Source organism: Streptomyces sp. V1I1 (assembly GCF_030817355.1).
Lineage (GTDB): Bacteria > Actinomycetota > Actinomycetes > Streptomycetales > Streptomycetaceae > Streptomyces.
In genome coordinates this window covers 1,926,163-1,948,851 of record NZ_JAUSZH010000001.1, presented here as the reverse complement: position 1 = coordinate 1,948,851, position 22,689 = coordinate 1,926,163, and the positions used below count along the sequence as shown (strand labels likewise).

Genomic DNA, 22,689 nt, shown 5'->3' with positions numbered 1-22,689 from the left:
CGCAATGACCCGGGTGCTCGTGGTCGACGACGAGCCGCAGATCGTACGCGCCCTCGTGATCAATTTGAAGGCGCGCAAGTACGAGGTGGACGCGGCCCCCGACGGCGCGACGGCGCTCCAGCTGGCTGCGGTCCGCCACCCCGACGCCGTCGTACTCGACCTCGGTCTGCCCGACATGGACGGCGTAGAGGTGATCAAGGGCCTGCGCGGCTGGACCCGCGTCCCGATCCTGGTCCTCTCCGCCCGCCAGACCTCCGACGAGAAGGTCGAGGCGCTGGACGCCGGTGCCGACGACTACGTCACCAAGCCTTTCGGCATGGACGAACTGCTCGCCCGGCTGCGCGCCGCGGTCCGCAGGGCGGAGCCCGTCGGCGGGGACGACGACGCCGTGATCGTCGAGACGGAGGGCTTCACAGTCGATCTCGCGGCGAAGAAGGTGCACCGCGACGGGCGTGATGTGCGGCTGACCCCGACCGAGTGGCATCTGCTGGAGGTCCTCGTACGCAACACCGGTCGGCTGGTCAGCCAGAAGCAGCTGCTCCAGGAGGTCTGGGGCCCGTCCTACGGCACCGAGACCAACTATCTGCGGGTCTACATGGCGCAGCTGCGGCGAAAGCTGGAGGGCGACCCCTCACACCCCAAGCACTTCGTCACCGAGCCGGGTATGGGATACCGCTTCGAGCGCTGATCCAGAATCGGATCACCGGCCGGATCTGGTGTCTGTGGCGGCCGGTACGCTTTCTTGTATGAGTGCCGTACCCCGTTCCGAGAAGGCCGAGAGGCCGGCGAAGCCCGCCGGCCGATTCCGCCGCATGCTCGACCGGCTGTCCACGTCCCAGCAGGACCTTGAGTCCGAGGAACTGCAGGAGGACGCGGAGGCATCGGGGTGTACCCGCATCGCCGAGTGCAACGACCGCCAGATAGTCCGGGTGACTGGTACCTTGCGCACGGTCACCCTGCGTCCACGGGCCGGGGTGCCCGCGCTGGAAGCGGAGCTTTTCGACGGTACGGCCCCGCTGGACGTCGTCTGGCTCGGCCGCCGGTCCATCGTGGGCATCGAACCGGGCCGCAGGCTCATAGCCTCGGGCCGGATCTCGATGAGCCACGGCCGCCGGGTGCTTTTCAACCCCAAATACGAACTCCGACCGCTCGGACAGGAGTAGCCGGTGACGTCTCTCGACAAGCCGACCACCACGACGAACGACCAGAAGCAGCAGGACAGCGACGCCAAAGCAGTCACGGAGGCAGCGCTGTTCGAGGCCTTCGGCGGCGTGCGCGGAATGGTGGAGACGGTCCTTCCCGGACTGCTGTTCGTCACGATCTTCACGATCAACAAGGACCTGCACATCTCGGCCATCGCGGCCCTGGCGCTCTCGCTGCTGCTCGTCGCGGTCCGGCTGATCCGCAAGGACACCGTCAAGCACGCGTTCAGCGGGGTCTTCGGTGTGGCCTTCGGCGTCGTCTTCGCGATGATGACGGGCAATGCCAAGGACTTCTATCTGCCGGGCATGATCTACACGCTCGGCCTGGCGGTGGCATACATCGCGACGACGATCGCGGGCGTCCCGCTGATCGGCCTGATCCTGGGCCCGGTCTTCAAGGAGAACCTCTCCTGGCGGACGCGTAACCCGGGCCGGAAGAAGGCGTACGCGAAGGCGAGCTGGGCATGGGGCCTGATCCTGCTCGCGAAGTGCGCGATCCTCTTCCCGCTCTACTGGTGGGCGGACACCGAGCAGCTCGGCTGGGTCCTGGTCACCCTGAAGATCCCGCCGTTCCTCCTCGCGGTGTACCTGACCTGGGTCTTCCTGGCAAAGGCGCCGGCGCCGATCGACGTCTTCGCGGAGATGGAGGCGGAGGAACGCGCCGAGAAGGAACGCAAGGCGGCGTCGGCGGCGCAGCGCGAGGCGTAGCCGCGACCGGACACGTAGCGCCACGGCCGGACACACGCGAAGGGGCCCGGGGAACCGATCAGGTTCCCCGGGCCCCTTCGCGTACGGAACCCGTCAGCTCGTCGCGTCCTCGCGGCGGACCGACAGCAGGTCCTCCAACTGTTCCTCGCGGGCCTGCGCCGCCACGAACAGCAGCTCGTCGCCCGCCTCCAGCGTTTCCTCCGTGCCCGGCGTCAGCACCCGCGAGCCGCGGATGATCGTGACCAGTGAGGTGTCCTCCGGCCAGGCCACGTCGCCCACCTGCGTGCCGGCGATCGCCGACTCCGGCGGCAGCGTCAGTTCGACCAGGTTCGCGTCGCCATGGCTGAAGCGCAGCAGCCGTACGAGATCGCCGACGCTCACCGCCTCCTCCACCAGCGCCGACATCAGGCGCGGCGTGGAGACCGCGACATCGACGCCCCAGGACTCGTTGAAGAGCCACTCGTTCTTCGGGTTGTTGACCCGGGCGACCACCCTCGGCACCCCGTACTCCGTCTTCGCGAGCAGCGAGACGACCAGATTGACCTTGTCGTCACCCGTCGCCGCGATCACAACGTTGCACCGCTGCAACGCCGCCTCGTCCAGCGACGTGATCTCGCACGCGTCCGCCAGCAGCCACTCGGCCTGCGGCACCCGCTCCACCGAGATCGCGGTGGGCGCCTTGTCGACCAGCAGTACCTCGTGCCCGTTCTCCAGCAGCTCGCCCGCGATGGAACGGCCCACCGCGCCGGCGCCCGCAATAGCGACCCGCATCAGTGACCGCCTTCCTCAGGGCCCTCGGCGAAGGCCGCCTCGACCTTCTCGATCTCGTCCGTACGCATCATCACGTGGACGAGGTCGCCCTCCTGCAACACGGTCTGCGACGTCGGCAGAACCGCTTCCCCCAGCCGGGTGAGGAAGGCGACGCGCACGCCCGTCTCCTCCTGCAGCGTGCTGACCTTGTGCCCTATCCAGGACGGCGAGGTGTGCACCTCCGCCAGCTGCACCCCGCCGCTCGGGTCCCGCCACAGCGGCTCCGCGCCGGACGGCAGCAGCCGCCGCAGCATCTGGTCGGCCGTCCAGCGGACAGTGGCGACAGTCGGGATGCCAAGGCGCTGGTACACCTCGGCACGCCGCGGGTCGTAGATACGAGCCGCGACGTTCTCGATGCCGAACATCTCGCGAGCCACCCGCGCGGCGATGATGTTGGAGTTGTCGCCGCTGCTGACCGCGGCGAAGGCACCGGCTTCCTCGATCCCCGCCTCACGCAGAGTGTCCTGGTCGAAACCGACTCCGGTGACGCGGCGGCCGCCGAACCCGGAGCCCAAGCGGCGGAAGGCCGTGGGGTCCTGGTCGACGACGGCGACCGTATGCCCCTGCTGCTCCAGGGTCTGCGCGAGAGCGGCTCCCACTCGCCCGCATCCCATGATGACGATGTGCACGACCGTCCTTCCGGCTGTCAATGGTCTAGCTCAGGCTTAACAGGGTCTCAGACCGCGGCCCAAGCTACACACGCGCGGTCCGCCCCGGGACCCCTTTGTGCTGCGAGAACGGAGATTCCGGGGGAGAGCGGGGTAGTGGGTGGGCATCGTCGATACGGAACGCTTACGATCCTCTGCGTGTCCAAACTGACCGACGTGCCCAAACGGATCCTGATCGGCAGGGCGCTGCGCAGCGACAAGCTGGGGGAAACGCTTCTCCCTAAGCGCATCGCACTGCCCGTCTTCGCGTCCGACCCGCTGTCCTCGGTGGCGTACGCACCGGGCGAAGTCCTTCTGGTGCTCTCCATCGCGGGTGTGTCGGCCTATCACTTCAGCCCGTGGATCGCGGTCGCTGTCGTGGTGCTGATGTTCACGGTGGTCGCCTCCTACCGGCAGAACGTGCGCGCCTACCCCAGCGGCGGCGGCGACTACGAGGTCGCCAACACCAACCTCGGCCCCAGGGCCGGCCTCACCGTCGCCAGCGCCCTGCTCGTCGACTACGTCCTGACGGTGGCCGTGTCGATCGCCTCCGGAGTGGAGAACCTCGGCTCCGCGATCCCCTTCGTCGTCGAGCACAAGGTCCCCTGCGCCATCGCGATAATCGTCCTGCTGACGCTGATGAATCTGCGCGGCGTGAGGGAGTCGGGCAAGCTCTTCGCCATCCCGACGTACGTCTTCGTCGCCGGCGTCTTCATCATGATCGCGTGGGGCGCCTTCAGAGGCATCGTCCTCGACGACACCATGAGGGCCCCGACCGCCGACCTCGAGATCAAGCCCGAGCACCAGGGGCTGGCAGGCTTCGCGCTGATCTTCCTGCTGCTGCGGGCCTTCTCCTCCGGCTGTGCCGCGCTCACCGGCGTCGAGGCGATCAGCAACGGCGTCCCCGCCTTCCGCAAGCCCAAGAGCAAGAACGCCGCGACCACCCTGCTGCTCATGGGCGCCCTGGCCGTCACCATGTTCTGCGGCATCATCGGCCTGGCCATGGCAACCGATGTGAGGATGGCCGAGACGCCCGCGCACGACCTGCTCCGAAACGGCACCCCGGTCGGCGGCGACTACGTCCAGAACCCGGTGATCTCCCAGGTCGCGGCCGCCGTCTTCGGCGACGGCACGTTCTTCTTCGTACTGCTCGCCGCGGCCACCGCGCTGGTCCTGTTCCTGGCCGCCAACACCGCGTACAACGGCTTCCCGCTGCTCGGCTCGATCCTTGCGCAGGACCGCTATCTGCCGCGCCAGCTGCACACCCGCGGCGACCGGCTCGCCTTCTCCAACGGCATCGTGCTGCTGGCCGGCGCGGCCATCCTGCTGGTCTGGCTCTACGAGGCCGACTCGACCAAGCTGATCCAGCTCTACATCGTCGGCGTCTTCGTCTCCTTCACGCTCAGCCAGACCGGCATGGTGCGGCACTGGAACCGCCATCTGAAGACCGAGAAGGACCCGGCCAAGCGCCGCGCCATGATCCGCTCCCGCGCGATCAACACCTTTGGCGCGTTCTTCACGGGCCTGGTGCTGGTCGTCGTGCTCGCCACCAAGTTCACACACGGCGCATGGGTCGCGCTGCTCGGCATGGTGATCTTCTACGGGACGATGTCTGCGATCCGGAAGCACTACGACCGGGTCTCGGAGGAGATCGCCGCGGAGGAGGAGCGCCCCGACGACTATGTGCGCCCCTCCCGCGTGCACTCCATCGTTCTGGTCTCCAAGATCCACAAGCCGACTCTGCGCGCCCTCGCCTACGCCAAGCTGATGCGCTCCGACAAACTCGAAGCCGTCAGCATCAGCGTCGACCCTGCCGAGACGAAGGCGCTCAAGGAGGAGTGGGAGCGGCGCGGCATCAATGTGCCGCTGAAGATCCTCGACTCCCCGTACCGCGAGATCACCCGGCCCGTCATCGACTACGTCAAGGGGCTGCGGCGCGAAAGCCCGCGGGACGTGGTCAGCGTCATCATCCCCGAGTACGTGGTGGGGCACTGGTACGAGCATCTGCTGCACAACCAGAGCGCCTTGCGCCTCAAGGGGCGGCTGCTGTTCACACCCGGTGTGATGGTGACCTCGGTGCCGTACCAGCTGGTGTCCTCCGAGGCCGCGAAGAAGCGGGCGAGGAAGCGCCAGGAGTGGAACGCGCCGGGTTCGGTGCGGCGCGGGCCGGTGGACCAGCGCCCCAAGGAGCCCAGCGGCAAGAGCTGAGCCATATGAGTGGCGGGCGGCCGGACGACGCGCACGTAGACTGGTGGGCTGGTCGTCCGGCCGTTTTCCGTTGCACCCCTTGATCTCTGGAGTCACCCCGCCATGCAGAACGCATCCGAGTCTTCGCTGGTCGGGGAGGAGTACGAGGTCGAGGTCGGCCCCGTCGCGCACGGCGGTCACTGCATCGCCCGCACCGAGGAGGGGCAGGTGCTGTTCGTACGGCACACGCTGCCCGGCGAGAAGATCGTGGCCCGCGTCACCGAGGGCGAGGTGGACTCCCGCTTTCTGCGCGCCGACGCCGTACGGATCATCGAGGCGTCCAAGGACCGTGTCGAGGCTCCCTGCCCGTACTCCGGCCCGGGCAAGTGCGGCGGCTGCGACTGGCAGCACGCCAAGCCGGGCGCGCAGCGGCGGTTCAAGGGCGAGGTGATCGCCGAACAGCTGCAGCGGCTCGCGGGTCTCACTCCCGAGGAGGCAGGCTGGGACGGCACTGTCATGCCGGCGCCGGGCGACAAGCTGCCGGCGGGCGAGGTGCCCGCGTGGCGCACGCGCGTGCAGTACGCGATCGACACGGAGGGCCGCGCGGGCCTGCGCAAGCACCGCTCGCACGACGTTCAGCCGATCGACCACTGCATGATCGCCGCGCCTGGCGTCACCGAGCTCGGCATCGAGAAGCAGGACTGGCCGCAGATGGCCACGGTCGAGGCGATCGCGGCGACGGGTTCGAGCGACCGCCAGGTCATCCTCACCCCGCGCGAGGGCGGCCGGCTGCCGCTGGTCGAGCTCGACAAGCCGGTCTCGGTGCTGCGCGTGGACGAACGCGACGGCGGGGTGCACCGGGTGCACGGCCGCGCCTTCGTACGGGAGCGGGCCGACGAGCGTACGTACCGCGTCGGCATGGGCGGCTTCTGGCAGGTCCACCCGCAGGCAGCCGACCTCCTTGTGAAGGCGGTCATGCAGGGCCTGTTGCCGCGCAAGGGCGACATGGCGCTCGATCTGTACTGCGGTGTGGGCCTGTTCGCGGGCGCGATCGCCGACCGGGTGGGTGAGAAGGGCGCGGTACTCGGCATCGAATCGACCAAGCGCGCCGTCGAGGACGCCCGCCACAATCTCCAGGACTTCGAGCGTGTACGCATCGAACACGGCAAGGTCGAGCAGGTCCTGCCGCGCACCAAGATCACCGAGGTGGACCTGATCGTCCTCGACCCGCCGCGCGCGGGGGCGGGCAAGCAGACGGTGAAGCACCTCGCGGCCCTGGGCGCGCGGCGCATCGCGTACGTGGCCTGCGATCCGGCGGCGCTGGCGCGTGACCTGGCGTACTTCCGCGAGGGGGGCTACAAGCCGAGGACGCTGCGGGCGTTCGATCTGTTTCCGATGACGTCGCATGTGGAGTGCGTGGCGATTTTGGAGCCCGCCACGAAGAGCCTCTGACGCGTAAATAGATACAGGTCAGGGTGGGTGTGGGCAGCACTGGATGCCCGGCGGCCGTGGGATCGCCGAGGTTCTGGGGCTGCCGGTCAGGCCGCGGTCTCGATGGGGTTGAGGGTGACGGTGTAGCCGAGTTGGTTGAGCTGGTTGATCGCTCGGCGGGTGGCGCGTTCGGGGTCGCGCTGGGTGAAGTAGGTGCTGCCGAGTTCCTGGTAGGGGACGTTGTCGGTGAGCATGTGCCAGATCGCGGTGATGATCGAGTGCTCGACGGCGACCAGGGCCCGCAGCGGGCCGCGGCGGGCGGTGAGCCGCTTGTAACGGGCCTGCAGGTAGGTGTCCTTGGTTCTCACCGCGCCGAAGGCGGCCAGTCCGAGGGCCGCCTTGAGGTAGGGGTTGCCGGGGCGGACCCTGGTGTTCTTGGTGCGGCCGGCGGACTCGTGGTGTCCTGGGCAGACCCCGGCCCAGGAGGCGAGGTGTTTGGCGGAGGCGAACCGGCTCATGTCACCCCCGGTCTCCGCGAGGATCACCTCGGCGACTGCCTGGTTGATCCCGGGGATGGTGTCGAGCAGTTCCAGCGTGGGGCGAAAGGGGGCCATCGCCTCCTCGATCCGTGCGGTGAGCTGGTCGATGGCACCGGTGAGCTGGTCGTACTGGTCCAGATACAGCCGGGCCAGGAACGCGTGGTGGTTGCGGAAGCGGCCGGTCAGGGCCTCGGTGAGTTCGGGAATCTTGTTGCGGAGCCGTCGCTTGGCCAGTTCTGCGAGGGTCTGTGGGTCGCGTTCCCCGGCGATGAGGGCTTCGAGCATGGCCCGGCCGGAGACGCCCGTGATGTCGGAGGCGACCGCGGCGAGTTTGATCCCGGTGTCCTCCAGCAGCTTCTCCAGCCGCTGGACGACCTGTCCGCGCTCGCGGGTCATCTGGGTGCGGGCCCGGGTCAGGTCCCGCAGTTCGCGCACCGGCTGCGGTGGTACGAACGAGGGACGGACCAGGCCGTGGGCGCCGAGCTGGGCCAGCCAGGCGGCGTCGGAGACGTCGGTCTTGCGGCCGGGCAGGTTCTTGACCTGCCGGGCGTTGACCAGGATCACGTTCAACTCCTCGGCCAGCAGGTAGTAGAACGGCTTCCAGTAGTCCGAGGTCGCCTCGATCACCACCAGGGTGACGTTCGCGGCCAGCAGGTGATCGCGCAGGGCGAGTACTGCGTGCGTCGTCGATCCCCACGTCGTGGTCTCGTTGGTGAACGAGCCCCGGCGTTTCGTGCTCGGCGTGCGCACGCACGCCTTGGCGTCCTTCTTGCTGATGTCCAGCCCCGCGCAGCGTTCATGCAGCACGTCCATGGATTCCACTCCCTCCCCGGCGGCCAGTACCTCGTACGCCGTTCCGGGAGGGCCAGGGTGAAACAGGAATTCTGACGCCCGTGCTCACAGCAACACTCCACGGTGCCCGTGGACGGCCCTCAGCACCATGCTGACCTGCGAGCTCACCGGCATCACAGAAGCCTCGGTTTCGGCCGGAACGAACCACTTCAGGGTCCCGGACCGGCATCAGCCCACGTCAGGGCAGACAGAAGCACCTTCGGCGCACGCCACAGGATTTACCACGCCCCCGGCGCGCACCGAAGGTGCGCTGGGTCGCTGACCTGCGAGTTCTCGGATTCCTGAGGTTACGAGCGGGTCGGCCCGACCTGTTTTCATGGGCGCATGACGTGGAGCAGGCCGCATGCCGGACGGACGCTGGCTGACCTGCGGTTTCGATCGGTGACGGGAAGGCGGACGCGTGGTGCCCCCCGGTCTTCGCTGAGGCCGTGCCGGGCTGTTCTGACGCTCATGTGACGCTCGCCCTGATGGTGTGTCAGGTTGTGTAGGTCAGGGCTGGGTGATGCGGTTCGTGCCCGGACTGCCGGTCACCTCCTTGATACGGGCGCCCATTCCCGCACTCGGAGGTGGCCCGGTGGCGCCGAGCGAACTGCTCATCCGCCGGTCACGAGCCGGTGTGCACCATGGTCGGCGGTAGGGCCCCGGGCAGGTCCCAGTGCCCGGTGGGATCCCAGCCGGATGCGGTGGTCAACCGGCCGAGGCAGGCGCGGAGCGGACGCGGAATCCGTCCCGCACCCCGGCACCGTCAGCGTTGTGACGCGGCGATCCGTGCGCGCAGTGCCTTTTTGTCGACCTTCCCCATCGGTGTGCGCGGAAGCTGCGGCATCGGAATCAGCCGGTCGGGGATCTTGTAGGTGGCCAGGCCGCGGCCTCTGAGGAACTCCTTCATGGCGGACGGGCGGACGTCCGCCTCGTTGAGGACGACGAAGGCGTACGTCCGCTCGCCGAGCACGGTGTCCGCCACGCCGATCACGGCCGCGTCCTGCACGGCGGGGTGGGTGCGCAGTTGCTGCTCCACCTCCTCCGCGGAGACCTTCTCGCCGGCCCGGTTGATGACGTCCTTGATCCTGCCGACGATCATGATGTTGCCGTCCGGCCTGCGCCGGACGAGGTCGCCGGTGCGGAAGAAGCCTTCCGGTGTGAACGACCGGGCGTTCTCCTCGGGAGCCCGGTAGTACCCGCGGATCGTGTACGGACCGCGCACCTGCATCTCGCCGGCCTCCCCGTCGGGCACCGGGTTCCCGGACTCGTCGACGATCCGGACCTCGTCGCCCGGTGACATCGGGCGGCCGTCCGTGTTCACGGCCACCTCCTCCGGGTCGTCGAGCCGGGTGTGGGTCAGCAGCCCCTCGCTGATGCCGTACCACCGCTGGATCCGGCAGCCCAGCTCCTGGGCCGCGCGGCGCGCCAGGGCCGGGTCGAGCGGGGCACTGCCCACCTGGATCAGCAGGCGGGACAGTTCGCCGGGCGGTCGTCCGGAATCGGCCCACAGCCGCAGCACCGAGGGCACGACCGTGGTCACGGTGACTGCCTCGCGGCGGATCAGCGAGAAGACGTCGTCGGGCCGCACGCTCGACGTGAGTACCGCCTTCCCTCCCATCAGGAGACTGCCGAACACGCCCGGACAGGCGAGGGCCGCCTGGTGCGCGACCGGGTTGACGGCGAGGTACACCACCTCCGGGCCCACCCGCATCGCCTCCGCGCTGGCCCGCATGACGTACTCGTAGTCGTCGTGGGTCCGGGGAATCAGCTTCGGCAGTCCGGTGGTGCCCCCGGAGAGCAGGAACAGCGCGGGGTCGGACGCGTCCACCCTGGGCAGCGCGACGTCCTGGGCGTCCAGCGACTCCAGCGAAACGAACTCCTGGGCGTCGCCGCTGACGATCACGTGCGGGACCGACGGGATCTCCCGGGCGATCGTACGGAAGTCGAACCCGCCGAACTCGTCCTTCACCACATAGGCAACAGCCCCGGAGTGAGCGCACAGATGCGCGATCTCGGCCCTGCGGTGACCGGGCAGCGCCAGCACGGGGATCGCTCCGGCCCGCAGCAGCGCGAAGACCAGGACGACGAACTCCGGGATGTTGGGGAGGTGCACCACCACCCGGTCCAGGGGCCTGATGCCCAGTCCGATCAGGCCGCCCGCCAACCGGTCCGCCCGCCGGGACAGCTCCGCGTAGGTCATCCGGCGTTCGCCGCACACCACGGCCACGCGATCGGCGTTCCGTTCGCACGACTCGTGCAACAAGTCACCGATCGGCCGGCCGAGCCAGACCCCTGTCCGGCGCAGGTCCGCCGCGAGCTGTTCGGGCCAGTGCACAAAACCGTCAAGCATGATCGCGTTCCCTTTCGGCGGGTCGGTCGAGGCGTGGATCGAGGGGGCGCGAAGGTCCGGGTGGAGCTGCGGGTGCACTCCGTCCGTCCGGGCCGCGGGACGGCGGCGACGCGGGGTGGAGGGCGCGTGCCTTCTCACGGTGGCGGGCGGTGTCCGGTGTGGTGGTGCGCTGCGTCCGCGTGCGAGGTGAGCCCGGTGCCGTACGGCGGCCTGCCCGCGGTCCTTGTGTCCCTTGGCATCGTCGGCGCCGCGTTCCACCGCGCCCCGATCTCTTGCCGACATCTGTCGAGGGCCCCGCGAATCGGCGGCGAGTGGAAAACATGGTGCGGACGGAACGACGGCCGGCCAGAAAGGCGGAGTGGATGAGCCGGATACGGGAACGCGGCTGGGTGCGGTCGATGATCGCCGGTGACCCTGCCGGCGTCGGGGTGGTGTGCTTCCCGCACTCGGGGGGATCGGGAGTCGCATTCGGCGAGTGGTCCGCCGCGGTGCCGCCCGGTGTGTCGCTGATGGCCGTCCAGTACCCGGGCCGCGGCGACCGCTTCGGAGAGCCGCCCGTGGACGACGTGGCCGCGATGGCCGGCTGCGTGGCGGCGGAGCTGCTGCGGTTGCCGCCGGGCGACCACGTGCTGTTCGGGCACAGTCTCGGGGCGCTGGTCGCCTACGAGACCGCTCTGCTGCTGCGGGACGCCGGTGAGGAACCCCGGGCGCTCTGCGTGTCCGCCGCACTGCCGCCCGGATCCATGACCAACAGGGGTGTCCACCTGGCGCCCGACGACGAGTTCTGGTCGACCCTGTGCGCGCTGGGCGGCATCGAGCCCGCGGTCGCCGAGAACGCCGAGCTGCGCGACCTCCTCCTGCCCGTCATCCGCTCGGACCTGCGGGCCCACGCGACCTACCGGCCCCGCCCCGGCACCCGTCCGCTGTCCTGTCCCGTGCGCAGCTACCACGGCGCGGGCGACCCGCTGGTGGAGCAGGACCAGCTGGCGGGGTGGGCGAGCGTCACCTCCGGCGGCTTTTCGGGGACCGTGCGGCCGGGCGGGCACTTCCACGTGACGACCGACGTCGCGGAACTCGTCGCGGACGTGCTGAGCCAGGGCCCGAAGTGAGGCGGCCTTGACCACCATCGCCGTGATCCCCGGTGACGGCATCGGTCCCGAGGTGATCGAGCCGGCGCTGGACGTCCTCGACGCCCTCCGCCTCGGGACGCGTACGGACGTCCTGGACCGCGTCAACGCGGAGACGTACCTGCGCACCGGAACCGCGCTGACCGGAGCCGACCTCGACCGGATCAGGTCCAGCCAGGCGGCGCTCCTCGGCGCGGTCGGGGACCCCCGGCTCAGCGACACCGCGTACGTGCGTACGGTCCTCACCACCCTGCGCCTCGAACTCGACCTCTACGTCAACTACCGGCCCGCCAGGCTCCTGCACGACAGGCTCAGTCCGCTGCGCGACCCGGCCCGCCGGGCGATCGACTGCGTGATCGTCAGGGAGAACACCGAGGGGCTCTACAGCGGCATCGGCGGCGGTACGCGCACCGGGACCCCCCAGGAGATCGCCATCGACGTGGACCTCAGTACCCACCAAGGCGTCTCACGGGTGCTGGAGTTCGCGTTCTCCGTGGCGCGCAGGTCGGTGTGCCTCGTCGACAAGGCCAACGCCGTCCGCAACGGCGGACAGCTGTGGCAGCGGTGCTGGAGCGAGGCGGTCGCACGGCACCCGTACGTCGAGACGTCCCACCTCTACGTGGACACCGCCGCCCTGCGACTGGCCACCGATCCGACCGCCTTCGACGTCGTCGTCACCAACAACTCCTACGGCGACATCCTGAGCGACCTCACGGCCGCGCTGGCCGGCGGCCTCGGCGTGGCGGCTTCGGCGAACCTCAACCCCGTGACCGGACAAGGGCTCTTCGAGCCCGTGCACGGCAGCGCCCCGGACATCGCGGGTACCGGCACCGCCAACCCGTTCGGCGCGATCCTCTCCGTGGCCCTGCTGGTCGAGCACCTGGGCCGGACCGAGGAGGCGGACGCGGTCCGCCGGGCGGTCGCCGCGGCCGTCGCGGCGGGCCGCGTCACCCCCGATCTCGGCGGGTCCCTGAGTACGAAAGAGGCCGGCACCGCGGTCCTGACGGAACTGCGGCGGCCATAGCGAGGTGCGGACGCGGACACGACCCGACAACCGCCGGCGGAGCAACGGACGAGGGGCAAGGACGGTATGAACGGGAACGGCACGGACCGCACGGACGGGAACCCGGAGACCGTCATCGTGGGGGCCGGTCTGGTGGGCGTGGTCACGGCTCTCTACCTGGCGCCCCGCTTCGGACCGGTCACCCTGCTGGAGAAACGGGCGGACCCCAGGCGGAACTCCGGTGGACAACGCCGGTCACTGGTCGTGATGCTGTCGGCGCGCGGCTGGCGCGCCCTGTCGGACCTGGGCGTCGCGGACGCCGTGCGCCGCATATGCGTCCCCCTGCATGGACGCTGCGGGCACCTGCCCGACGGCCGGACGCGCATGACCCCCTACAGCCGGGACGGACAGCCCATCTGGGCGGTGGAGCGCCGGCGGCTGCACCACATCCTGCTGGACGCCGCCGAGGCGACCCCCGGTGTGCGCCTCCGCTTCGGGCAGCGCGTGGGCTCGGTGGACCCGGACGAACCCGCAGTGGTGGTGGAGGACCGGCACGGCTCGCACCGGCTGACGTGCCGCCGCGTCCTCGGCTGCGACGGCGCGCATTCCGCCGCCCGGGCCGCCCTGGAGGCGCGCGGCACCCGGGCCGAGGTGCGCACGCTGGACCTTGCCTACCAGGAGATCGACGTACCGGCCGGCCGGCTGGACCCGACCATCACGCACTACTGGCCCTCCGGGAAGGCGATGTTCGCCGCGCACCCCCTGCCGTCGGGGAAGCTCTCGGGCTCCTTGTTCATGCGCCTCGACGGCCCCGCCCCGTCCTACGCGGCGGCCCGCGGCGGCCAGGACCTGTACGAGACGTTCGCCGCCCACTTCCCCGAGCTGACCGGGATCATCCCCGACATCGCGGAACAGCTCGCCACCAAGGCCGTCTCGACCCTCACGGCCGTCCGCTGCGACCGATGGGTCTGGCGAGACACCTTCGCGCTGCTCGGTGATTCCTGTCATGCGATGGCGCCCTTCATGGGGCACGGCATGAACTGCGGTTTCGAGGACGCCCGGGTCCTCGTCGACTGCCTCGACGCCTCCGCGGACTGGGCGGCGGGCCTGGCAGCCTACGAGAAGTCGCGGACCGAGGACGCCGACGCGATCTCCCGGCTCTCCTACCGGCACTACTTCACGATGGCCGGCCCACCGCGCGAGGAGACCGCTGCGGAGGTGCTGCGCGGGCGGCTGACGGTGCTGTTCCCCGACTGGTTCGTTCCGCTGTACGAGCGGTGCGCCTTCACCGAGGAGAGCTACGCCTCCGTACTGCGTGACGACCAGCGTCTGGACCGGCTCGTGGCGGATCTGTTGGCCCGGTACGGCACCGAGCTGGTCTCGGCGCCCGACGACCGACTGCGCGCCTGCATCCCTTCCCCCAACCCGACCACCGCCACCCCGGAGGACTCCGTATGTTCGTGATCCTGTTCAAGTCGCGCCTGTCCGAGCAGGCGGGCGAGGACTACTACGCCACCGAGGAGCGGATGCAGGAGCGGGTCCGCGCCATCGCCGGGTCCGACCCGGTGGAGGTCAAGCACTACACCGGGGAGGACGGCGAACGTCTCGCCGTCATGATGTGGCGGGACGGGGAGACGCTAGACAAGTGGCGCTGCGACCCCGAGCACCAGGTGGCGCAGCGACTGGGCAGGAAACACTGGTACTCCGCCTACGAGCTGACCGTCGCCGAGGTGGTCCGGACCAGCGCGCACGACAACGAAAGCCCGGCCGCAGCGGCGGAGGGGCCGCGCTAGCAGGCGGACTACGGCCGTTGGAACGCGTGGAACGCGCGGAACGCGCGGACCCGTGACCGAAAGATGTCCGAGGGCAGTTTGAAGCGGGCCGGACGGACGTTGGCCGGGGCGGTTTGGCGGAGTTGTTTCGGGTGTTGGCCTATTCCTTTTCGATCTCTGGCGAACATCTTTCATGCCAGTTGTTCGAGCGCATGGGCCGCGACAAGTATCGGCACGGCGAGGCCGTTGACCGGGAAACCACTTTTGCTGGGGGCATCTGGATGGGTTGTACCGGCGTCACATCCGCGCAGGAAGCCATGTGGCTCGCGCAGGAATTCACTCCGGACGTACCGAACAACGTGGCCACTCTCTGGGACATCGACGGTGACCTGGACACCGCCCTGCTCGCCGCGGCCCTGGGGGCGGCGGTGGCGGAAGCCGACGCGCTGAAGGTGAACTTCCGCCGCGACGACCACGGGCTGCGGCCGGTCGCCCGGGACCTCGGGGCGTGGGAGCCGTTCCGCCTCGATGTCGGCGACGCCGCCGACCCCGCCGGCGCGGCCCGCGCCGTCGTCGCCGATCTCGTGCGCCAGCCCTTCGACCTGACCGATGACGCGCTGCTGCGGATCGGCTCGATCCGGCTGGCCCCCGGCCGCCACCTGCTCGTGCTCGTCTTCCACCACATCCTCACCGACGCGTTCGGCGTTCTCACCCTGCTGTCCCGGCGGATCGCCGAGATCTACCGCGCGCTGCGCGCCGGCTCCGCGTTGCCGGAGGGCGCCCCGAACCCGCCGGGGGACGCCGCGGCGAAGGACGCCGTCTACCGGGAGTCGCAGCGGTTCGCCGACGCCGAGCGGTTCTGGCGCGACTACCTCGCCGAAGACCTGCCCGCCGCCCGTCTGCCCGCCGGTGTCCGTCCGGGCACCGACGCCCCCACCGGCGGGCCCGGCTACTGGGACGGCCTCACCGCACCGCAGGGGATGGCCACCCGCACCGCGACGGTCCCGGCCGTCGAACTCGCCGCCTGGGAACACGCCTCCGCCGCGGCGGGTACCTCGGTGCCCGACCTGATCGCCTCGGCCGCCACCGCGTTCCTGGGGCACATGTGCGGTCTGTCCGAGCAGCTGCTGACCATCACCGTCAATCACCGCGTCGGCGCACTGCGCCGCTCGCTCGGCCTCCTCTCCAACCGGGTGCCGCTGTGCTCGCGGGTGGACCCCGCGGCCGACTTCGTGGAACTGGCTGAGGCGCTCGGCCGGGAGCGGCGCCGTGTCCTGCGCCACGCCCGGCACGACATATCCCTGATCAAACGGGCCTCCGGCCACGCCGGCGACGCGCGCAGCCCGTTCGGCGCCGTCGTCAACGTGCTCCCCTCCGTCGAAGCACTCGACCTGGCGGGCGCCACAGCCCACTTCGCCGGTGGCACCTTCGGCGTGATCGACGAGGTGATGGTCTGCGTCTACACCGACGGAAGGGCCGACAGCGACCTGTACGTCCGCTTCGACGCGCCGCGCGCGGAGTACGACGACCAGGACATCGCCGGGCTCGCCGAGCGGTTCGTGACGTTCCTGCGCAGGGCCCTCGCCGACCCGCACGCCCTGGTCGGGACCGTCTCCGTGCTGCACCCCGCCGAACGCCGCGCGCTGCTCACCGAGTACGCCGGACCCACGGTGACCCCACCGCCGACGACCCTGACCGAACTGCTGGACCGACAGGCCCGCGCCACCCCGGACGCCGGCGCGGTGACCTTCGAGGACACCCGGGTGACCTACCGGGAACTGGCCGAGCGGTCTGGCCGGCTGGCCCGCCTGCTGACCGAGCGCGGCGCCGGGCCCGAGCGGTTCGTCGCGGTCGCCGTGCCCCGCTCCCTGGAACTGGTCGTCGCCCTGGTCGCGGTGCTCAGAGCGGGCGCCGCCTACGTCCCCGTCGACCCTGACTACCCGGCCGCGCGGGTCGAGTTCATGCTCGCCGACGCCGGGCCCGCGCTGCTGCTGACGGTCAAAGACACCGCGGACCGGCTGCCCCGGACGGACGTCCCCGTGGTCATGGTCGACGACGCCCCGCTCACCGAAGAGCCCGTCAGGTCCGCCCCGCACCGGGTTGACCACCCCGCATACATGATCTACACGTCGGGATCGACCGGACGGCCCAAGGGCGCCGTCGTCACGCACGCGGCGATCGTCAACCGGCTGCTCTGGATGCAGGATCGCTTCCGGCTCGACGGTTCCGACCGGGTCCTGCAGAAGACGTCCGCCTCGTTCGACGTGTCCGTCTGGGAGTTCTTCTGGCCGCTGATCACCGGCGCCACCCTGGTGGTCGCCCGGCCGGACGGGCACCGCGACCCGGACTATCTGGCCGAGGTGATCCGGCGGGCCGGCGTCACGACCGCGCACTTCGTCCCGTCGATGCTGGCCGAGTTCGTCACCGAGGAGACGGCTGCCGCGTGCACCGGTCTGCGCCGCGTCGTGTGCAGCGGAGAGGCGCTGCCGGCCGAGCTGGCCGCGCGGTTCCACCGGACCTTCGGCGTGCCGCTGCACAACCTGTACGGGCCGACCGAGGCAGCCGTGGACGTCACCGCGTGGCAGTACCGGCCCGGGGCGCGGACGATACCGATCGGCACCCCGATCTGGAACACCGCGCTCTACGTCCTCGACAGCCGGCTGCGACCGCTGCCGCCCGGCGTCTTCGGCGACCTCTACATCGCGGGCGCCGGACTCGCCCGGGGCTACTACGACCGTCGGGCCCTGACCGCCGAGCGCTTCGTGGCCTGCCCGTTCGGGGAACCCGGGCGGCGCATGTACCGGACCGGCGACCTGGCGCGCTGGAACACCGACGGCGAACTGGAGTTCGCCGGCCGCGCCGACCACCAGGTGAAGATCCGCGGTTTCCGGGTCGAGCCGCAGGAGATAGAGGACACGCTGACCGACCACCCGGGAGTGCTCAGGGCGGCCGTCGTCGCCCGGCCCGGCCGAGCCGCGGACGGAGCCGCGCAGCTCGTCGCCTACGTCGTCCCGGCCACCTCCGACGGCAACGGCGGGACCGGCACCGAATGGGACCTGCACGCCGGCCTGGACATCGCCGAGCTGCGGGGCTTCGTCGCGGCCCGGCTGCCCGCCCACCTGGTGCCCGCCGCCTTCGTCGCGCTGGACCGGATGCCGTTGACCGCGAACGGCAAGCTGGACCGGGCCGGGCTGCCCGAGCCGGAGGTCACCGGCCGTGCCCACCGGCCGCCCCGGACCGGTGACGAGAGCCTCCTGGCCGCCGCGTTCGCCGAGGTGCTCGGCCTGAGCCACATCGGAGTCGACGACGACTTCTTCACTCTGGGCGGCGACAGCATCCGGGCGATCCAGGTGGTGGGCCGAGCCCGCGCCGGCGGTCTCGCGCTCACCCCGCGCACCGTGTTCGAGTGCCGCACCGTCGCCGCGCTCGCGCAGGCCGCGACCCGCGACACCGCACCGGTGGCCCTCGCCGAGCTCGAGGGCGGGGGCGTCGGTCTGCTGCCGCTGCCCCCCATGGCCCGGCTGTACGCCGAGCGAGGCCCCGGCCTGGACCGCCTCGCCCAGTGGCTGGTACTGGAACTGCCCGCAGCCGTCGACCTCCCCGGCCTCACCGCGGCCGTGCGCGCCGTCCTCGACCGGCACGACGTCCTGCGCTCACGGCTGACGGACGACGGCCTGTTGGTGCAGCCACCCGGCACTCCGGACGCCGGCGGACTCGTCGACCGGGTCGACTGCCCCGGGGACTGGGGCGGCGAGGAGTGGCAGACCCTGCTGCGCGCAAAGGCCGCCGAGGCCGTACGGCACATCGACGCCCGGGCCGGGCGGATGCTCCGGCTGGTCTGGTTCCCGGGGGCCGCGGGCGGGCCCGGACGGCTGCTGGTCGTGGCCCACCACCTGGTCGTGGACGGCATGTCCTGGCGGGTGCTGCTGCCCGACCTGGCCGCGGCCTGGCGCCAGGTCCAGGAAGGCCAGCCCCCCGCGTTGCCGCGGGTGGGCACCTCCCTGCGCCGATGGCTGCACGCCCTGGCCGACGAGGCGGCCCGCCCCGGACGGGTGGCGGAGGCGTCGTTGTGGCGCGACCTGCTCGAGGCACCCGTGGCACCCGTGGGCTCCCGGCCGCTTGACCCCGGGCGAGACCTCACCTCCACCACGGACACCGTCCGGGTGGAGCTCCCGGCCGACCTCACGGACGCGATACTGACCTCCGTCCCCGCGGCCTACCGCAGCGGCGCGGACGAGGTCCTGCTCACCGCCCTCGTCCTCGCGCTGGCCCGGGAACGGCAGGGTCTCACCGACGGCACGACGGTCGTACGGCTGGAAGGGCACGGCCGGCAGGAGGAGCTGGTGCCGGGCGCGGACCTGTCCCGCACGGCCGGCTGGTTCACCACGGTCACCCCCGTACGCATCGACGTCTCGGGGATCGACGTCGACGCCGCGATCACCGGAGGAGCCGCCGCCGGTGACGCCCTCAAGCGGGTGAAGGAGCAGCGGCGAGCCCTGCCCGACCAGGGCATCGGCTACACCCTGCTGCGCTACCTCAACGACGACACCGCGGCGCTGCTGAGCCCGTATCCGGCGGACGACATCGGATTCAACTTCCTGGGCCGTTTCACCTTCGAACGCCCGGAGCCGGCGCCCGGCGAGGACCCCACCCACGGCTCCGGATGGACCCCGGCGCCCGAATGCGCCGAGTTGGTCGCCGCACCCGCCGCGGACATGCCGGCGCCCAGCGCGCTCGAACTGAACGCCCTGGTGACCGGCACCGGCGACGACGCGCGCCTCACCGCCCTGTTCACCTTCGCCACCGGAGTGCTGACCGCCGACGAGGTCCGCGCCCTGTCCGGCACCTGGTGCGCCGCACTGCGCGGCCTGCGGAGCCTGGTCGCGTCCGGCGGGCGGGGACTGACCCCGTCCGACGTCCCGCTGGTCACCGTCGGCCAGGAGGAACTGGACGGCTGGCAACAGCGCTTCGGGCGCGTCAGCGACGTATGGCCGCTCACGCCGTTGCAGGACGGGCTGCTGTATCACACGATGCTCGCGCAGAGCGCATCCGAGGCGTACCAGACGCAGTTCGTGTTCCGGCTCGAAGGCGCGGTGGACCCGGCGCGCCTGCGGGCCGCGGGCCAGGCCCTGCTCGACCGGCACCCGAACCTGCGGGTCGCGTTCCGGCCGAGCGCCACCGGTGAGCCCGTGCAGGTCGTCGTGGACGACGTCCCGCTGCCCTGGCGGCACCTCGACCTCACCGGCGAGGCCGACGCCGCCACCCGGCTGGAGGAGATCCTCGCCGAGGAGCGGGACACCCGCTTCCGCCCGGAGAGCCCGCCGCTGCTGCGCCTGACCCTCGTCACGCTCGGCCCCCAACACGCCGAACTGGCCCTCACCGCCCACCACGTGCTGCTCGACGGCTGGTCGGTGCCGCTCGTCGAGCGCGAGCTGATGCAGCTATACGGGGCCGACGGCGTCGACACCGCGCCGGCGCGCCCGCACGGCTACCGGGACTTCCTGAGCTGGCTGTCACGGCAGGACACGGCACGCTCCGCCCGCGCGTGGGCCGAGGAACTCGCCGGTGTGGCCGAGCCGACCCTGCTGGCCCCCACGACGCCCGGGGCCCGGCCGGCCGGCAGCGGCAGCGGGCAGATCGACGTGCCGCTCACCGGCGAGGACACCACCATGCTGGCGCGCCGGGCCGCGGAGTGGGGCGTCACCCCCAACACCCTGGTGCAGGGCGCCTGGGCCATGGTGCTCGCGCAGCTCACCGGCCGCGAGGACGTGCTGTTCGGCGCCACGGTCGCGGGCCGGCCCTCCGGGCTGCCGGGCGCGGACACCATGATCGGCCTGTTCATCAACACGGTGCCCGTGCGGGTGCGATGCACGCCGGCCGACCCGGTCCCGGAGGTGCTCGGCCGGCTCCAGGACGCCCAGGCGAGGCTGTTGGACCATCACCATCTGGGGCTCGCCGACATCCAGCGAGCGACCGGGCTGAACTCGCTGTTCGACACGCTGGTGGTGTTCGAGTCGTTCCCCGTCGACCGGTCCGGCCGCTCGGCGGCCGCCGCGTCGGCGCAACCGGTGGTGAGCGGTATCCGCCCGTACGCCCCGCCGCACTACCCGCTGACCGTGATCGCGGCGGCCGACCCGCTGTTGCGGATCTCCTTCCAGTACCGGCGCAACGCATTCGAGCAGACCGCCGTGGAGGCGCTCGCCGACCGGCTGGTGCGGGTGCTGCGGCAGATCGCCGCCGGTCCGCGGACCACCGTCGGCGCGCTCGACGTGCTGTCCGACGCCGAACGTGAACAGGTGCTGCACGGCTGGAACGACACCACGGTCCCGCCCCCCGAGCGGACCGTCCCCGAGCTGATCGCGGCGCGGGCGGCGGCGACGCCGGACACGGTCTGCGTCGAGTTCCGCGGGCACCGGCTGACCTTCCGGGAGCTGGACGAACGGGCCGGCCGGCTGGCGCACTGGCTGGCCGGACAGGGTGTGGGCCCGGAGTCCCGGGTCGTGGTGCTGCTGCCCCGTTCGGCCGACCTGGTGGTGGCCCTGCTGGCCGTGTGGAAGGCCGGCGGCACGTATGTGCCGGTGGATCCGGAGTATCCGGCCGCCCGGGTGCGGGCCGTGGTCGAGGACAGCGCACCGGTGCTGGTCCTCGACGAGGAACGGCTGGCCGGGGTGGACCTGTCCGACCGGTCCCCCCACCCTGCCCACGGCCCGCGCGTTCCGGTCGGCGCCGACCACGCCGCCTACGTCATCTACACCTCCGGCTCCACTGGCACACCCAAGGGCGTGGTGGTCCGGCACGGTGCGCTGGCGATCCTGCTGACCGGTATGCAGGATCGATTCTCCTTCACGCCGGACGACCGGCTGCTGGCCTGCGCCACCGTCGCGTTCGACATCGCCGCGCTGGAACTCTTCCTGCCCCTGCTCGCCGGCGGGCGGGTGGTACTGGCCGGCAAGGACGACATCACCCAGCCGACGGCACTGCTCGACCTCGTCGAACGGTCCGGCGTCACCGTCATGCAGGCCACCCCCGCGCTCTGGCAGAGCCTGGTCACCCACGCGCCGGCCTGTCTGACCGGGCTGCGGGTGATCTCCACCGGCGAGGCCCTGCCCCTGGCGCTCGCCGAAACCCTGTGCCGGCACGCCACCGAGGTCACCAACCTCTACGGCCCGACCGAGACCACCGTCTACGCCACCGCCGCCCGTCTGCTCCCCGGCCACTGCGGCATGCCTCCCTCGGTCGGCGGCCCGGTCGCCGGCACCCGGATCCTCGTACTGGACCGCACACTGCGCCCGGTGCCGCCCGGCGCTGCCGGTGACCTCTGGATCGCCGGCGAGGGCCTGGCCCGCGGCTACCACGACAGGCCGGGCATGACCGCGGAGCGGTTCGTGGCCTGCCCGTTCGGGCCACCGGGCGAGCGGATGTACCGCAGCGGGGATCTCGCCCGCTGGACGGTCACAGGTGAGGTGGAGTACCTCGGCCGCTCCGACCACCAAATCAAACTGCGCGGCTTCCGGATCGAGCCCGCCGAGATCGAGCACACCCTGACCCGCCACCCCGCGGTCCGCCGGGCGGTCGTCATCGACCGTGAGGACCGGCCGGGCGACCGCCGGCTGGTGGCGTACGTGGTCCCGGAGACCGGCACCGAGCCGCCCACCACGGAACTCCTGCGGGAGGCGGTCGGAGAGCGGTTGCCGGCCTATATGATCCCGGCCGCGTTCGTGACGCTCACGGAACTGCCGCTGACGCCCAACGGCAAACTCGACCGTTCCGCCCTGCCCCGCCCGGAGTTCGGCGGGGACGAGTACCGGGCTCCGCGCTCGCCCCGGGAACAGGCGCTGTGCGCGCTGTTCGCCGAGGTCCTGGGCGCCGAGCGGATCGGTCTCGACGACGACTTCTTCGTCCTGGGCGGCCATTCACTGATGGCCACCCGACTGGTGGCCCGGGTACGCGCCGAAATGGGCGTGGAAATCCCAATGCGCGTTCTGTTCACCGCCCCGACCGTCGCCGAACTGACCGACCGCTGGAACGAGATGTCGGCCTCCACCCGAATGCCGCTGCGGAGAATGACCGAAAGGTAGG

Annotated in this window: 14 protein-coding genes; 10 read left to right on the top strand and 4 right to left on the bottom strand. The window is 71.1% G+C overall.

Annotated elements, in window-relative coordinates:
- The first annotated feature begins 4 nt into the window (after positions 1-4).
- Genes QFZ67_RS09400 through QFZ67_RS09390 form a run of 3 tightly spaced genes read left to right on the top strand, consistent with a single transcriptional unit; the run spans position 5 to position 1,910 of the window.
- Positions 5-688 (top strand): response regulator, encoded by a 684-nt coding sequence (locus QFZ67_RS09400; RefSeq protein WP_307660641.1) that lies wholly within the window; start codon positions 5-7, stop codon positions 686-688.
- Between the two features lie 58 nt (positions 689-746).
- Entirely contained in the window at positions 747-1,163 is a 417-nt protein-coding gene (locus QFZ67_RS09395; protein ID WP_307660640.1) for an OB-fold nucleic acid binding domain-containing protein, read from the top strand.
- 3 nt (positions 1,164-1,166) lie between these two features.
- Positions 1,167-1,910, top strand: coding sequence for a DUF3159 domain-containing protein (locus QFZ67_RS09390; protein ID WP_307660639.1), 744 nt, complete (start codon positions 1,167-1,169; stop codon positions 1,908-1,910).
- Positions 1,911-2,003: 93 nt separating this feature from the next.
- Here the strand turns inward: QFZ67_RS09390 and QFZ67_RS09385 are convergent, their stop codons facing one another.
- Entirely contained in the window at positions 2,004-2,681 is a 678-nt protein-coding gene (locus QFZ67_RS09385; RefSeq protein ID WP_307660638.1) for a TrkA family potassium uptake protein, read from the bottom strand.
- Positions 2,681-3,349, bottom strand: a complete 669-nt coding sequence (locus QFZ67_RS09380; RefSeq protein ID WP_307660637.1) for a TrkA family potassium uptake protein — start codon at positions 3,347-3,349, stop codon at positions 2,681-2,683. Before QFZ67_RS09380 ends, QFZ67_RS09385 begins: the two co-directional genes overlap by 1 nt.
- Positions 3,350-3,526: 177 nt before the next feature.
- On the opposite strand from QFZ67_RS09380, the gene QFZ67_RS09375 reads away from it, so the two are divergent.
- Entirely contained in the window at positions 3,527-5,575 is a 2,049-nt protein-coding gene (locus QFZ67_RS09375) for an APC family permease (RefSeq protein WP_307660636.1), read from the top strand.
- A 102-nt stretch (positions 5,576-5,677) separates the two neighbouring features.
- The gene (locus QFZ67_RS09370) at positions 5,678-7,006 is read left to right on the top strand and encodes a class I SAM-dependent RNA methyltransferase (protein ID WP_307660635.1); all 1,329 of its coding nucleotides are present in this window, start codon (positions 5,678-5,680) and stop codon (positions 7,004-7,006) included.
- A gap of 86 nt (positions 7,007-7,092) precedes the next feature.
- Here QFZ67_RS09370 and QFZ67_RS09365 read toward each other — a convergent pair whose 3' ends face one another.
- Both QFZ67_RS09365 and QFZ67_RS09360 read right to left on the bottom strand, forming a co-directional pair.
- Positions 7,093-8,337 carry an IS110 family transposase gene (locus tag QFZ67_RS09365; RefSeq protein ID WP_307660634.1) on the bottom strand — a complete coding sequence of 415 codons (1,245 nt, stop codon included), beginning with the start codon at positions 8,335-8,337 and terminating at the stop codon, positions 7,093-7,095.
- 784 nt (positions 8,338-9,121) lie between these two features.
- The gene (locus QFZ67_RS09360; RefSeq protein ID WP_307660633.1) at positions 9,122-10,708 is read right to left on the bottom strand and encodes a (2,3-dihydroxybenzoyl)adenylate synthase; all 1,587 of its coding nucleotides are present in this window, start codon (positions 10,706-10,708) and stop codon (positions 9,122-9,124) included.
- 362 nt (positions 10,709-11,070) lie between these two features.
- Here QFZ67_RS09360 and QFZ67_RS09355 point away from each other — a divergent pair, with 362 nt between their 5' ends.
- The 5 genes from QFZ67_RS09355 to QFZ67_RS09335 all read left to right on the top strand — a co-directional run bounded on the left by QFZ67_RS09355 (position 11,071) and on the right by QFZ67_RS09335 (position 22,688).
- Positions 11,071-11,817 carry a thioesterase II family protein gene (locus QFZ67_RS09355; RefSeq protein WP_307660632.1) on the top strand — a complete coding sequence of 249 codons (747 nt, stop codon included), beginning with the start codon at positions 11,071-11,073 and terminating at the stop codon, positions 11,815-11,817.
- A gap of 7 nt (positions 11,818-11,824) precedes the next feature.
- Positions 11,825-12,859: an isocitrate/isopropylmalate dehydrogenase family protein gene (locus tag QFZ67_RS09350; RefSeq protein WP_307660631.1), complete on the top strand. Its 1,035-nt coding sequence runs from the start codon at positions 11,825-11,827 to the stop codon at positions 12,857-12,859.
- A gap of 66 nt (positions 12,860-12,925) precedes the next feature.
- Positions 12,926-14,302, top strand: coding sequence for an NAD(P)/FAD-dependent oxidoreductase (locus tag QFZ67_RS09345; protein ID WP_307660630.1), 1,377 nt, complete (start codon positions 12,926-12,928; stop codon positions 14,300-14,302).
- Positions 14,293-14,631, top strand: coding sequence for an antibiotic biosynthesis monooxygenase (locus QFZ67_RS09340; protein WP_307660629.1), 339 nt, complete (start codon positions 14,293-14,295; stop codon positions 14,629-14,631). Before QFZ67_RS09345 ends, QFZ67_RS09340 begins: the two co-directional genes overlap by 10 nt.
- A gap of 191 nt (positions 14,632-14,822) precedes the next feature.
- Complete coding sequence (locus QFZ67_RS09335; RefSeq protein WP_307660628.1) at positions 14,823-22,688, top strand: non-ribosomal peptide synthetase; 7,866 nt, start codon at positions 14,823-14,825, stop codon at positions 22,686-22,688.
- Position 22,689: the final 1 nt, after the last annotated feature.